Origin of the sequence: Arthrobacter glacialis (assembly GCF_002909445.1) — a bacterium.
Classification (GTDB): domain Bacteria; phylum Actinomycetota; class Actinomycetes; order Actinomycetales; family Micrococcaceae; genus Specibacter; species Specibacter glacialis.
In genome coordinates, this window is the sequence record NZ_PPXC01000004.1 from 266,492 (window position 1) to 280,322 (window position 13,831).

Annotated in this window: 12 protein-coding genes; 3 read left to right on the forward strand and 9 right to left on the reverse strand. The window is 60.8% G+C overall.

Annotation, left to right across the window (positions count from 1 at the left end; genetic code table 11):
- Positions 1-126: 126 nt before the first annotated feature.
- Complete coding sequence (locus CVS27_RS06815; RefSeq protein WP_103464978.1) at positions 127-1,575, forward strand: PucR family transcriptional regulator; 1,449 nt, start codon at positions 127-129, stop codon at positions 1,573-1,575.
- Positions 1,576-1,637: 62 nt separating this feature from the next.
- Here the strand turns inward: CVS27_RS06815 and CVS27_RS21230 are convergent, their stop codons facing one another.
- Both CVS27_RS21230 and CVS27_RS06825 read right to left on the reverse strand, forming a co-directional pair.
- Complete coding sequence (locus CVS27_RS21230) at positions 1,638-2,720, reverse strand: hypothetical protein (RefSeq protein WP_243400077.1); 1,083 nt, start codon at positions 2,718-2,720, stop codon at positions 1,638-1,640.
- A 101-nt stretch (positions 2,721-2,821) separates the two neighbouring features.
- Positions 2,822-3,730 (reverse strand): hypothetical protein, encoded by a 909-nt coding sequence (locus CVS27_RS06825; protein WP_133162894.1) that lies wholly within the window; start codon positions 3,728-3,730, stop codon positions 2,822-2,824.
- Between the two features lie 455 nt (positions 3,731-4,185).
- Here CVS27_RS06825 and CVS27_RS06830 point away from each other — a divergent pair, with 455 nt between their 5' ends.
- A complete protein-coding gene (locus CVS27_RS06830; protein WP_370739479.1) occupies positions 4,186-5,490 on the forward strand; it encodes an MFS transporter in 1,305 nt (434 codons plus the stop codon).
- 115 nt (positions 5,491-5,605) lie between these two features.
- Entirely contained in the window at positions 5,606-6,181 is a 576-nt protein-coding gene (locus tag CVS27_RS06835; protein ID WP_306418480.1) for a FadR/GntR family transcriptional regulator, read from the forward strand.
- 37 nt (positions 6,182-6,218) lie between these two features.
- On the opposite strand, the gene CVS27_RS06840 is transcribed toward CVS27_RS06835, so the two are convergent.
- The 7 genes from CVS27_RS06840 to CVS27_RS06870 form a co-directional block, all read right to left on the reverse strand.
- Positions 6,219-7,679 carry an FAD-dependent oxidoreductase gene (locus tag CVS27_RS06840; RefSeq protein ID WP_207767461.1) on the reverse strand — a complete coding sequence of 487 codons (1,461 nt, stop codon included), beginning with the start codon at positions 7,677-7,679 and terminating at the stop codon, positions 6,219-6,221.
- A 32-nt stretch (positions 7,680-7,711) separates the two neighbouring features.
- On the reverse strand, positions 7,712-8,992 hold the full coding sequence (gene cobA / locus CVS27_RS06845; RefSeq protein ID WP_103464982.1) for a uroporphyrinogen-III C-methyltransferase: 1,281 nt from the start codon (positions 8,990-8,992) through the stop codon (positions 7,712-7,714).
- Positions 8,993-9,091: 99 nt separating this feature from the next.
- Positions 9,092-9,988 (reverse strand): ABC transporter permease, encoded by an 897-nt coding sequence (locus tag CVS27_RS06850; RefSeq protein ID WP_103464983.1) that lies wholly within the window; start codon positions 9,986-9,988, stop codon positions 9,092-9,094.
- The gene (locus tag CVS27_RS06855) at positions 9,981-10,790 is read right to left on the reverse strand and encodes an ABC transporter ATP-binding protein (protein WP_103464984.1); all 810 of its coding nucleotides are present in this window, start codon (positions 10,788-10,790) and stop codon (positions 9,981-9,983) included. The genes CVS27_RS06850 and CVS27_RS06855 overlap by 8 nt, the downstream gene beginning before the upstream one ends.
- The gene (locus CVS27_RS06860; RefSeq protein WP_103464985.1) at positions 10,787-11,947 is read right to left on the reverse strand and encodes an ABC transporter substrate-binding protein; all 1,161 of its coding nucleotides are present in this window, start codon (positions 11,945-11,947) and stop codon (positions 10,787-10,789) included. The genes CVS27_RS06855 and CVS27_RS06860 overlap by 4 nt, the downstream gene beginning before the upstream one ends.
- Positions 11,948-12,186: 239 nt before the next feature.
- The gene (locus CVS27_RS06865) at positions 12,187-13,194 is read right to left on the reverse strand and encodes a GTP pyrophosphokinase (protein ID WP_165788179.1); all 1,008 of its coding nucleotides are present in this window, start codon (positions 13,192-13,194) and stop codon (positions 12,187-12,189) included.
- Positions 13,195-13,347: 153 nt separating this feature from the next.
- Positions 13,348-13,791, reverse strand: a complete 444-nt coding sequence (locus tag CVS27_RS06870; protein ID WP_103464987.1) for a VOC family protein — start codon at positions 13,789-13,791, stop codon at positions 13,348-13,350.
- Positions 13,792-13,831 lie beyond the last annotated feature (40 nt).

The following is a 13,831-nucleotide window of genomic DNA, read 5'->3' on the forward strand; positions in this document are numbered from 1 at the left end:
TAGCTCGATGTAGGGACGCGGGTGATACACCGCATATGCGAAATCCTAAGCCCGCGGCAGCCCCTGAGCGAATAGCCATGTGCACCACGTCACCCATTGGACGTAGTGCGTTTGTATAGTTGTTACATGGCACTTTCCTTGGCTGACCTGCTCGGCGTACCCGGCTTATCCCTGAAGAATCTAGGCTCCGTGAGAACTCCCCTCACAGCGGCCATCGACTGGGTGGCCGTCACCGAGCTGGAAAATCCCCAATCGTTCCTCAGCGGCGGGGAACTGGTGCTGACCACGGGGGCCCGGCAGGGCACAGTCGATGCGCAACGTTCCTTCGTTCGGCAAATTAAGCGCGCAGGAGCCGTTGGTATTGGTTTTGGAGTTGGTTTTGAGCATGCAGCAGTGCCCGCAGCTCTTTTGGCCGAGGCTGACCGCTGGGCAGTGCCAGTTGTTGAAGTCCCCTACAGCACCCCCTTCATCGCCATTGGCAAGCTGGTTGCCGACGCCCGATCATCGGACCACTACGCCAAGTTGGAGCGGTTGCTGCGCGAGCACCAGGTGTTGGCGCGCGCACTGCTAACAGGGGGCGGGTTGCCAGCGTTGTTGCAAAAGCTTTCCTCCATGGTGGCGGCGGATTTGGTCATCACCCAGTTCGGCGGCGAGGTTGCCACCACCGCGCCGGGGGCAATCCCGGACGACGGCGCATGGCATGCCGTTGCGCTTTCAACCGGGAAACGGGATTCCAGCACCTTGTGGCTGCGCAAACCCTTCCACGACGATGGAATCGTTGACTACGCCCGTGGCCTCATCAGCATTGAACTCAACAACCTGGTGCAGCGCCGGCACACAGAACGCCAAATTGCTGGGCAGGTCATCGCAGACATATCCCGGGGCACCCTGGATGCCGCTGATTCATCTGCCCGGCTGGAGAACCTGGGCATCGCCACAACTGCCAAGAACTTTGTTTTGCTGGTGCGGGCCGAAGAAAGCCAGTTCACCACCCTTTCCACCATCTCACTGCCGATCAAGCTGGAGACTGCTGTGGCCGCCGTCGTCCGTTCCGAGGGAAGCCAGGAGCTGGTGCTGGTGGTTCCCGCCCAAGCTGGCGATCCTACCGAGCTGGGCAGGGCCCTCAGCCACCAGATGCACAATGTAGGGATCACGGCACCCGTGGGAATCGGTGGCACCTACTCCCAAGCCAATGGTTTGCGCTGGAGCTATTTCGAGGCTCGTGAGGCTGCCACCCGGGGATTGGAAGTCAACGCCCCGGAGCGGCTGAGTTTGACGTCGCTGCTGCTGGCCAGTGAAGACGTACCCATGGCGGACATGGCAGCCGAGGCATTGGGCCCTCTCACGGCCTTTGATGCCTCACATGGGGCCGAATTGGTGGACACCTTGGAGACGTACTTGCGGCTCAATGGATCAGTGGCGGCCGTGGCTGACGCCCTGGCCTTGCACCGAAACACTGTCCGCTACCGGCTCACCCAAATTGCCGAACTCACCGGCTACGACCCGGCACTGACGCCTGACCGCGTTCAATTGTGGCTGGCGCTGGCTGTGCGCAGGTTATCCCCGCCGGCTTGATTCATGGCCCCGTTCGTGGAACGGGGCCGCTGGATCAAGCCAGCGGGAACAAACCCTGTTGCCTATGCGACGCTGCTGTGGCTGAACCTGCGGACCAGCAGAAGCAAGCCGAGACCTGCAAAGAGCGCCAGGATGGACAGGTAGATCGGCCACAGCCCGGTCCCCGTGTAGGCCAGCTGGGCAGGTGCTGCTGCGCCCAAAGCCTGCACACCGGAGCTCATGCCGTGAACGTTGCTGACTGTCACTGTGGGGGTAACGTGAACCACCGGAACTTTCGGTGTCACGTGAGTTACCGGGGTAACCGGAGTTACCGGAGTTACCGGAGTTACCGGAGTAACGGGGGTAACCGGGACAACCGGAGTTACGGGAGTTACCGGCGTAACCGGGACAACCGGAGTTACGGGAGTTACCGTATTGGTGGCATGCGAGCCATTGGAAACAGCATTACCCAAAACACCCACGGCATTGCCGGAAACATTCACCGGAACCGTAATGGGAGCAGCAACCTGAACATTGCCCAGAACGTCACCAACAACCCCGCCCAGCAAACCGCCACCATCGTGCGAACCACCCTGGCCCGAACCCTGGTTGGAGTTCTGGTTCACCGGCGGAACAACAGTGGTGTTCGTGGCATGCGAACCATTGGAAACAGCATTACCCAAAACACCCACGGCATTGCCGGAAACATTCACCGGAACCGTAATGGGAGCAGCAACCTGAACATTGCCCAGAACGTCACCAACAACCCCGCCCAGCAAACCGCCACCATCGTGCGAACCACCCTGGCCCGAACCCTGGTTGGAGTTCTGGTTCACCGGCGGAACAACAGTGGTGTTCGTGGCATGCGAACCATTGGAAACAGCATTACCCAAAACACCCACGGCATTGCCGGAAACATTCACCGGAACCGTAATGGGAGCAGCAACCTGAACATTGCCCAGAACGTCACCAACAACCCCGCCCAGAAGGCCCCTGTCTGTATTGGGGATGGGCTGGGCAACTGTGCCCTGGGAAAGCCCACTCACTGCTGTTGACACGGCATCGGCACTGGGCTGCTCGGCGGCACTTGCCGCACCTGCGCCGAGGGCAAGAAGCCCGCCGGCAAAGACCGCTGCACAGAGCGATCGACGAATATTGACATGCATGATGTCCAACTCCTGACTAAGATTTTTTGACCCTGTTTGCGAATGCAAATCAAGGAAATACCGTTGCCTTTCCTGAACGCAGGAAAGTGCTCAACGGTCATCTAGTCAGGTGTGGATCCGGGGTCGCAGGACAAGGAGGCAGGCAGCGGCCAATTGCCGGTGCGCAATACTGATCCTGACAACGAAACAGAGGTGTTGTCAGCAAAATTTTCATGGGCTGCCGCAGAACCACCGGCTCCACCTGAGCCGCCAGAACCCGCACTGGAGGGGGCCCCTGAAGCCGGGCTGGAGCTTACAGCCGGCGCACACGGACCCACAGCAGAACCACTGGCGTCCGATCCGCAGACAGCATAGCCTGTGCCACCTGTTGGCACGGCCATTCCGGAACTCGAGGAAAGACCCTCACCGGCTGTAGAAGCGTTTGCTGCCATGGCGAGGTACTCAGCCAAGGTGCCAACGTAGGATGAACCGGGTGCAGCTTGAACGCCTGCCACCAGTTTTGTGGGGTCATCGCTTTGCGAGCCGTTCGGCCCCACGGACTCTCCGGCCCCGATCAGGCCCGGTACGTTCACGCCCGGCTCGACGCCTGTGACGGGCAGCTCAGGCACACCGGTTCCCGGGCCGCCTGGATTGCCCGGCAATCCGGGTGCTACAGGAGGCACGACCTGATCCACAATGTCAGAAACTCCGCCAGTGACGGTGTCGACAACTGGCTTCACAGCGCCCGTGACTGGATCAATAACCGGTGCCACAACCTCAAGAGCTGGGGCCGTGACCTGGTCGACGGTATTGAGAACTGGTGTGGTGACCGCGTCAACAATGTTGACCACTGGCGGCACCAGAGAGTTGGTGACATTACGGACTGGAGCAACTACCTGCCCTACGACAGGCACAGAAACTACAGTGTTTTCCACCTGGTCAGTCAATGTCAGCACTGGGGCCACCACTGTGCCAACCGTGTTGGAGGTGATGTCCTTGACCACGGGAACCTGGGAAACTGTTTTGTCCACCGTATTGACGATGGGGCTCAAAATCCCTGAAAGGAGACCTTTTCCCTGGCCAGAAGTTTGGCTGGAACTCGGTTTTGCGCCCTGATCTGAGTCAGTTGCGGCAAAAGCTCCTGATGAGCTCAAAACCATGAACAGGGCAGCAAATAATGCCACTCCGACGGCCAAGCGGAGGGCGCGCACAAGCGAAGTGTGGAGCAGCAATGACTTTGCGTCATGACCCACAGCATTCACCCCAAAACCGAATAACTAGAGACCTGCATCCAACCCAGCCCGCAAAAAAGCGTTTTCAGTCACATGCACTTGGAATGACTCTACGAGTCTCGAGTGAAAAAATCCAGCGTTGGAGCCTCAATTCCGCCTTTGCTACCGAAATTTCCCGAAATTTGCTGGGGCCCTCATACGCTTGACTCCCCTTTTTCACTTAGACATCAGACGTCTGGCTTCTTACTATTTTGCTGGTGAGCAAAACCCCCGAACACCCGTTTTCCGCAGAAATCGATGCCCCAGGACCTGCCCCGCGCACCAAAACCCGCGTTGTGGCAGCCGCCGGAATCCTCGCCGTCGTACTGATTGGTTTGAACCTTCGGGCAGGAATCTCCAGCGCCTCGGCCCTCTTCCACGATCTTCAGCAGGTGTTGGGATACGGGGCCTGGACAGCAGCACTGCTGCCCTCGATCCCCACCCTCTGCTTTGCGGTGGCCGGCGCTGGCACGTCCTGGCTGGTCCGTCGGGTAGGCGTGGAGAAGGCAATAGCCGTTGCCCTTTTCGCGCTGACGGCTGGGCTGGCGCTGCGGGCAGTTCCCAGCGTTGGCATGTTGTTGCTGGGCACCGTGGTCAGCATGTCCGGGCTCGCAGTGTGCAATGTGGCCATGCCGTCCTTCATCCGCGAACACTACTCGGACAAAACCGCCACCATGACGGGGGTTTACACCATCACCATGTCACTCGGTGCAACCATGTCCGCAGCCGTGAGCGTTCCACTCGCCCTCCAGCTGGACTCCCCGTCGCTGGGTCTGGCCGCCTGGGCCGTCCTGTCAGTGGTCACCTTGGCCGCCTTTGTGCCGATCGCCTTGGCCGCACACCGTCGACGTTCAGTTGAGCCAGCAGCACCCATTTCTCCCTGGTCGCTGCTGAAAACCCGAACCGGCCTGCTCATCACCGCGTTTTTCACCATCCAAGCGATCGCCGCATACTCCATCATCAGCTGGCTGCCCACCATTTTGATCGCGGCCGGGCTCGAACCTGCCGAAGCCGGTCTGTTGCTTGGACTGGCGCAGGTGGTTACCGTCGTTGGCAACGTTGCCCTACTGGCCTTGGCGGGCAGGCCGGGCGGCCTGCGCCGCGCGTTCATGGTGGCCAGCGTTTCATATTTGCTCGGCGCCGTGGCCCTGCTGGTGCTGCCTGTCAGTGCCGCCGTAGTGACTTCATTGCTGCTGGGCCTGGGGTTTGGCGTTTTCGCCCTGGTTCTGGTGGTTATCAGCCGCAGCGGAGGCACCACGGCGGAGGCCACTGCCATGTCCACCCTGGCCCAGTCAGTGGGCTACCTGCTGGGGACGCTTGGTCCGTTTGGGATGGGACTTGCGCACACCCTCAGTGGAGGTTGGAGCGTGCCACTCATGATGCTGGTGGGCGTGGCCGCCGTGCAGGTGGTTCTTGCGTGGCTACTCACGGCAAGGCGCGGGGACAAGGACGCGGCGGCAGATGAAGCACCCAGCACTGCCCCGGACCTGGTTCCAGCCTTGTCAGAAATACCGGCATGACCTGGCACCCTCGCGCCGCGAACCACTGGTCCAGGAGGTCATCGGCAAACTGCGCAACGCCATCAGCGCGGGGCTGTGACCCATCGACGGACGCATCCCGTCCGAACAGGTCCTGATGAAGGAACTCGGAGTCTCCCGCGGAACATTGCGGGAGGCCATCAAGTCCCTGGCCCATGTGGGCATGCTGGATGTCCGCCGCGGCGACGGCACATTTGTGCGGGCCACCAGCGAGATTGCCGGTGCAACGCAGAAGCTGATAGGCCGGCACGGGGCCAAACACGTCATTGAGGTCCGGCTGGGACTCGACGCCCAGGCGGCACACCTGGCAGCAATCCATGCATCAACGGAGCAGCTGGACCATATGCGTGGAGTGTTGGCTGCGCGGCGTGATGCCTGGTACAGCCAAGCCCTCGATGAGTGGGTGGCCCTCGATGGGGAGTTTCACCTTGCCGTGGCCCACGCATCCGCAAACCCCTTGCTCGCGGAGTTGTATGAGTCGTTTGGTGATGCGCTCCGCAGCACCCTCATGCCGGAATCCAGTGGAATCGGCGCCAGTTGTCCGCATGCGGGCCATGAAGACCTGCCTCGCGGCCATCGAAGCCAGGAACCCGGACGCCGCGGCGGACACCGTCAGGCCAGATCTAAATTCTTGAAGTTCCTTGCACCGGCACGAAAAATGCCGCCGCAATAGCGGCGGCATTTTCGCGACACAACCGTCCGGGCTGGTGTTAGCCAACCACTGAGGCACCGCGGGAGACGTCAACCATCTCATCGCGGGATACAACCTTGATGCGCTCGCGCTGCACGGGACCGGTCTCCGATGCTGCAGCACCGAGAGCCTTTTCGTGGGCGTCGAGTTCGTTCCAGCCTTCCCAAGAGGTGAACTTCACGCCGCGGGAATCCAGCAACTCGGTGACGGCCTCAATGCCGGGAACAGCTGCAACTGGCAGCTCTGCACGGTCTGCCAGCAAGTGCGTGATGGTCTCGAGAGCATCACCCTTGGTGTGGCCGATCAAGCCAACCGGTCCGCGCTTAATCCAACCCGTTGCGTAGATGCCGGGCACCTGGGTGCCGTCAACGCCCAGGACGCGGCCGCCGTCGTTCGTGACAACTCCGCGCTGGTGGTCAAACTCCACGTCAGGCAGGGCAGAACCAAAGTAGCCCACGGAGCGGTACACGGCCTGGACGGGGTAGTCGAGGAACTCTCCGGTGCCGCGGACGTTGCCCGTGCCGTCGAGTTCGGTGCGCTCAAACTTGATGCCGGAAACCTTGCCATCCGTGCCGGTAACCTCCACCGGGCTGTGCAGGAAGTGCAGGTGCAGACGGCGTGAGGCGCCCGTGGTGGGGTCGGCGTCGTCGTCGTCCTGCTCCACGAGCCAGTTGGTCAGCGTACCCACCATGGTCTTGATCTGGTTGTTGCTCTTGACGGCTGCATCGGAGGCCTCGTCAAAGTCGAAGTCTTCCTCGTACAAGACAATGTCCACGTCACGGGAGTGGCTGAGTTCGCGCAGTTCCAACGGCGTGAACTTCACCTGGGCCGGGCCGCGACGGCCGAAGATGTGCACGTCGGTGACGGGCGATTCCTTCAAGCCGGCGTACACGTTGTCCGGGATTTCGGTGACGAGCAGGTCATCGGCGTGCTTGGACAGCACGCGGGCAACATCCAAGGCCACGTTGCCGTTGCCAATGACGGCAATTTCCTTGGCATTCAGGGGCCATTCGCGGGAAACGTCCGGGTGTCCGTCGTACCAGGACACGAAGTCTGCACCGCCGTAGGAGCCGTCCAGCTCGATCCCGGGGATGTTCAGGTCCGCATCCTTGATGGCGCCAGTGGCGAAGATGACGGCGTCGTAATGGGTCTGCAAATCTTCCAGGGACAGGTCAGTGCCGTATTCAACGTTCCCGAAGAAGCGGATGTCACCGCGGTCCAGCACCTTGTGCAGCGCATTGACAATGCCCTTGATGCGCGGGTGGTCAGGTGCCACGCCGTAGCGAATCAGGCCATACGGCGCGGGGTAACGGTCAAAAAGGTCAATGCTGACGACCAAACCATCGCGCACTTCGGCGCTCTTGGTCAGCATGTCTGCGGCATAAACGCCGGCCGGGCCGGAGCCAATGACGGCAATGCGCAGCGGGCGCTCTTCGGTGCCGGGCGCTGCTGAAGTGTTTGATGACACGGCTGTGCTCATTTCTATATGTATCAAAGGTCTTATGGATAAGTCTAAGAGAGAGTTCTGATAGTTTCCCGCGTGCCGTAGTAGGCCGTAGCGAGTTCGGCCGGTGCCAGCGGACTGACACGCACCACATCGCCGACGACGACGACGGCCGGGTTGCGCACTTGGCCCGCCTGGGCGAGGGCCACAATGGTGCCCAGGGTGCCGATGGTGACGCGCTGGTCCTTGGCGAAACCGTTTTCAATGATGGCCACGGGGCAGTCCTTGTCCCGGCCGGCAGCTTCGAGAACGGGCATTGAGCGGTTGAGTGTTCCCACACCCATCAACAACACCACCGTGTGGTCGCCGCCGTGGGGGACGTTTTCAAGTTCCTCATGGCCGCTGATCATGGTGAAAGCCTTGGCCAGCCCGCGGTGGGTCACGGGGATGCCGGCTGCGGCCGGAACACTGACAGCGCTGGTGACGCCGGGGACAACTTCCACATCCACACCATTTTCACGGCAGGCAATGGCTTCCTCGCCGCCTCGGCCCAGCACATAGGGGTCCCCGCCCTTGAGCCGGACGACCCTGTTGCCCTTTTTGGCCTCGCGGACCAGGATGGCGTTGATTTCAGTTTGTGGCACGGGGTGGTGGCCGGGAGTCTTGCCCACCTCGATAATCAACACGTCCTCGCCCAGTGTTTCCAGCAGGCCGCGCGGACCCAGCCGGTCAGCCACAACAACATCGGCCTCGGCCAGAAGCCTGCGGCCGCGGACAGTGATGAGGTCTTCCGCCCCGGGGCCCCCACCCACCAGGGCCACCGAACCACTGCGCGCGGTGTTCGCTTGGGCGTGCCCGTTTCCTGTGCCGCGGTACCGGCGCAGCGGCAGGTCTCCGCTTTCCAGCGCAGCTGCAATGGCGTTGCGGATGGCCACCGCACGCAGCGGGTCTCCCCCGGCGTTGACTGCCACCTTGATGTCCTGGACCGTGGCCACTGCTGGCGTCCACGCAGCTGAATCCTGTGCGTTGGAATGGTTCACACACCACACACGGTTATCGTCGGCATCTGCAGCCACTTGGGCATCCACGGCAACGTTGTTGGTGGCTGTCACCGCGTACCAGGCATTGGCCATGTCGGCGCTTTCGTAGCCACGGGCGTGCCACGTAATAAGGCTGGCATCGGCCAACTGTTTGGCCGGGGCGCTGAGAACAGGGGCCACCAGCGTGACTTGGGCACCGGCGTCGAGCAAAGCCTTGGCACGCCGGGCAGCAACCGTGCCGCCGCCCACCACAAGGACGGGGCGGCCCAGAAGCCGGAGCGAGGTTGGGTAAAGATCCACAATTGCCATGAAATGACTTTAGAGAAGTGCAATATTTGGACACAAGGGGCGCGTTACACCCGTTAACGTGGCGTCACGTGAGGACATATTTCACATTCGATCCGGCGGCTACCGTGTGCTGCCGGCGAGCAGGCCGCGTCCGCGCAGAAGCCGCTTTTCCACTGGGGCAAAGATGAACAATTCAACGGCAATGCCGACGAAAAGGATGGTCAGGATGGCGGACATGACGATGCCCATGTCCGCAAGCTGGCGACCTTGTTCCAGCATGGAGCCCAGGCCAAAGCCCAGGGTGCCGCCCACAGCGATAATTTCCGCGGCCATCAAGGAACGCCATGAGAATGCCCAGCCTTGCTTGAGGCCGGCAACATAGCCGGGAAGGGCCGCTGGCAGCACCACCCGAACCGCCATCTCCCAGCGGGAGGCACCCAAAACTTGGCCCATCCGTCGGAACTCCGGTGGAATCTGGTCCACGCCGGAAATGAGGCCGTTGATGATGGAGGGGATGGCTCCCATCAAAACCACAAAGTAGACGGTGCCGTCGGTGAGGCCAAACCAGATGATGGCGGCCGGTACCCACGCGACGGAGGGAAGCACCTGCAAACCCGAGATGAGCGGACCAAAGGCGCGCCTGAGCACCTGGACCTGGGCAAGCAGCAGGCCGATGGGTGTGGCCACCAGGACGCTGATGGTAAAGCCCAAAATGCCACGCTGCAAGGAGGTGCCCAGGGCTTCTTGGACAGTGCCGTCGGCCCACAGGGAGCCCAAGGATCCGAGAACGTCCAACGGACCCGGTACCTGGTCGCGTCGGCGCAATCCCAAGGAAACATAGAACTGCCAGGCCAGCAGCAACACCGCCAGGGCCCCCACCGGCAGGAACACCCTGGACCAGTCGAAGCCCTTGCGGACGTCAAGATCGGACTGCAGCGAATCCAACCCGGCTTCAACTGAGCGGAGTTCCTCGGGCGTGCCGCTTTTGAGAACTGGGGCGGTAATTTTTTCAGGCATGACGGCGAATCTCCTCGCGCAATTTTCCGGTGATTTCGCTGGTCAGTTCGCCTGCTTTGCCTGCATTGGTCCGGTGCTCCTCGGAGACGTCCCATTGGGCCACTACCCGGCCGGGCCGGGAGGAGAGCAGCAAGACGCGCTGCCCCAGCCGCACTGCTTCACGAACATTGTGGGTGACGAAGATGATGGTGCGTCCGGTTTCGGCCCAGATCCGCTCGAGTTCATCATGCAAGAGGTCCCTGGTGATGGCATCGAGGGCGGCGAACGGTTCGTCCATGAGCAAGAGCGGCCGGTCCTGCGCCAGCGACCGTGCCAGGGCAACACGCTGGCGCATGCCGCCGGACAGTTCGTGGGGCCGCTTGTCGGCTGAATGGCCCAGCCGCACCAAGTCCAAGAGCTCGCTGGCGCGAGCGTGGCGCTCGGCCCGGCCCATGCCACGCAGTTTCAGCGCAAGTTCGATATTGCCGCGGGCACTGAGCCAGGGAAACAACGCGGAGTCCTGGAACATGAAAGCAGCCCCGTCTGACGGAACCTCAAGGGCTCCGGCCGACGGGGTGTCCAACCCCGCGATAATATTTAAAAGTGTTGACTTCCCACAGCCGGACGCACCCAGCAGGGCCACGAACTCGCCCTGCCTGACGACGGCGTTGACGTCATCCAATACAGGCAAGCCCTTGTCGAACCGCTTGCCGATGTTTTCCAGAACGACGGCGGCTGGCCGAGCGGCCGGTTGGCGGGCCAACCGGCCGCGGCCAGGTTCCTCTGGTGCCGTTTCCACTGTGGTGGGAAGACTATTACTCATTCGCTACCCAATCCCGCCGCACTAACGGCCGCTTTGCCAGCAGTTTTCAAAACCGCATTGATCGGTCCCAGATCAAAAATTCCCGAAATATCCGCTTCCTTCGTGACCCCGGCCTTCACCCCATGATCCAGAAGGGTGGGGAACGTTCCGGCCAGCGGATCAACATTGAACGTCAATTCAGTCAACGAGCGGTCGATGACGTTCTGGGCCAGCGGTTTGCCTGCAGTTTTTGTCAGTCCCGCATTGATGACTTCCGCGGCTTGAGTCTTGTTGTCGTTCAGCCAGTTGACGGACGCAACATGACCTTCCAAAAGACTGGTGACGGTTTGTGGGTGTTCCGCCAGAAACTTTTTGTTGACGATGAGAATCGTGGTGCTGAATTCCCCCTTGTCCCACAAATCAGCCTCGTTGACCAGAACCTTGGCTCCTGCTTCGAGCACCAGGCGTGAGGCCCACGGCTCCGGCAGCCATGCACCGTCGAGCTTGCCGTCTTGGAACAGTTTGAGGGTTTGGGCGTTGTCCGTGGGGTTGATAATCACATCGCCGCCACCGCCGGGGGTTGTCTTGAAGCCTTGGTCGACCAGCCAGGAGCGCAGGGCAACATCCTGGGTGCCGCCAAGTTGCGGGGTGGCCAGAACTTTGCCTTTGAGTTGTGCCGGGGAGGTGATCTCTGGCTTGACCACCAACTGTGCACCACCAGACGTGGCTCCAGCGATGATCCGCACGGATTCCCCTTGGCTCTTCACATAGGAGTTGATCGCAGGGTTCGGGCCAATATAGGCGGCATCAATGGCACCTGCGCTGAGCGCTTCAATGGCTGCCGGTCCCGCATTGAAAACTTGAGTGGTTAATGCCGTACCGTCCAGGGACTTAGCGAAAAGTCCTTCTTGGAGTCCGACGATGGCCGGGGCATGGGTCACGTTGGGGAAGTACCCCAACTTTAGGGTCGCGGCCTTGACGGGGACCGGGGCCGCAGGAGTCTTGTTGGTGTTGTTGATGGATACCACCGTGGCGCCTGCTCCAATAAGGACGACGAGCACTGCGCCCGCGATAAATTCCACTCGTCGGAACTTGCGTTTCGGTTTTTGGCCCGCCACGATGCGTGTGGTCTCCAAGTGGCCATTTTCGGGGCTGCTGGGGCCCTGGTTTGCAGTCATGGTGTGTGTCCTTCGGATGTGATGAGGAAAGGGATGGTAGCAAGCTAGTCATTGCTACATCGCCGCAGCCCGAGGCCTTTGCGGGCTGTTCCGTAGCGACTCATCAAATTCCCCTTCATCAATCCAACGGGAGGTGCCAAAGTGGTCATGGATACACGGTAGAGAAGGCTGACCAAGCTGTTCAATGGGAACGACACCAAAGTTCACAACGCTTCACGTGGCGTCATGAAATTCACTAGCTACGGGCGGTCGCGCTCGGTTCGCAACTTTTTCAACCGTGCCCGCAGTTTTCCTTCTCGATTTGAATCGTTTCCCACTGTTTTAGTCGCGGCGACATACTTTTCGCCGAGTGCCTGGAGCAGGAAGTCATCGGCAACCCTGACTTGGCCCGGAGCAAATCTGTAACCCATCATGCGGGACACTTTATCGCGGTCGGCTGACGCAAACCATGCTTCTGCTTCACTAACCGTATTTACGCCGCTGGCGGCCATAACCTTCACGAGCCACCCGTAGTGTCCTGCCTTGCTGCGCGGATAGTCCGGAAACACCCTGTCCAGCACCACTTGGAGCGAAGCGGCGTCAAGGGGATGCTGCTCTTCAGCCTGTGTGGCGGAAGTTTCGGATTGCAGACGCTTTAAGATGTCACTGATGTTCACGAACTGCTGGTCGGCCAGCTCGATCAGGGTGGAGGCCATGGTGAAGGCGCGGCTGATTTCCGCATTGTCGCGGCTTGAGCCCTTGAAACGTATATCGTGTTCAAACTCGGCCCACGCGTGCTGGAGCACGGTGCGGATCTGCACCTCGAAGCGCTGGCCCGGGTACTCGGCACATGCCGTGGGCGGGTTGTCCGCCGGCACCTCCAGGGTCAGATGCCGCCCGGCGTAGCCAATGCCGCCGTTCTTGCGCATCATGGCGGTTTTGTCTTCATCGTCGTGGCAGATGAACTGGCTGGTGAGGGCAATGGCCACCGCGTCTATGTCCGATTCCACAAACAAGATGACCCGCACACCGATCAAGTCATCGAGGGCCTCTGAACCGCCAGGGTACTTCAGCTGACCATCAGCATCCCGCCGCGAGATTTTCTCGGCTGCGGATTTGGCGGTCTTGACCCTCGCCTGCACATCGTGGTGGTTGAGCCCGTCATCGTGCAGCCTGCCCACAATGGTGTTGCGGATGGCCTGGGCCGCGTTCAGCAGTGTTTGCTCCTGGAACCGATGGTGATCCACACGCAATTCCGTGTCATTCACCGCCTGAATTTCAATGACGATCCCCCCTATCACAGCAAAATCTGAAACCCCAGGCCCAAAACTGAAAGCCGGTCTTTTTCAAATTCTCCCACCTCTGCGGTGGTTGTCCAGCACCGTTTGCAGCGGGCTCGAAGGACATAGTCCCTCCGGGAGTCAGGCGCCGTCGTGGTGCTGCGCCATGAACGCTTCCGGCCCCTGCTCGGCTGCCTTGGGGTCCATCCACAGGATGCTGAACCAATTGCCGTCGGGGTCCTCAAAATCGCGGGAGTACATGAATCCCATGTCCTGGGCTGGGCGGGGTTCGGCGCCTCCGGCGGCAAGCGCCTTCTCAAGCAACGCGTCAACATCGTCACGGCTGTCACAGCTGAGGGCCGTCTGAACCTGCAACGCCTTGGCAGGATCCATGATGGGCTTGTCGGTGAACGTGGCGAAGAAGTCGTACGTGAGCATCATGAGGTAAATGTTCTCGTCGATGACAACGCAGGCGGCGTTCTTATCGGTGAAGTTTGGCTCGATGCTCCAATCGAGTGCTGAAAAGAACTCCTTTGAGCGGTCCAGATCGCGGGTGGGAAGGTTGACGAATACCTGCGTTGGCATGATTTCTCCCTCAATACGGCCTCAACGGCCCAGAACGGTG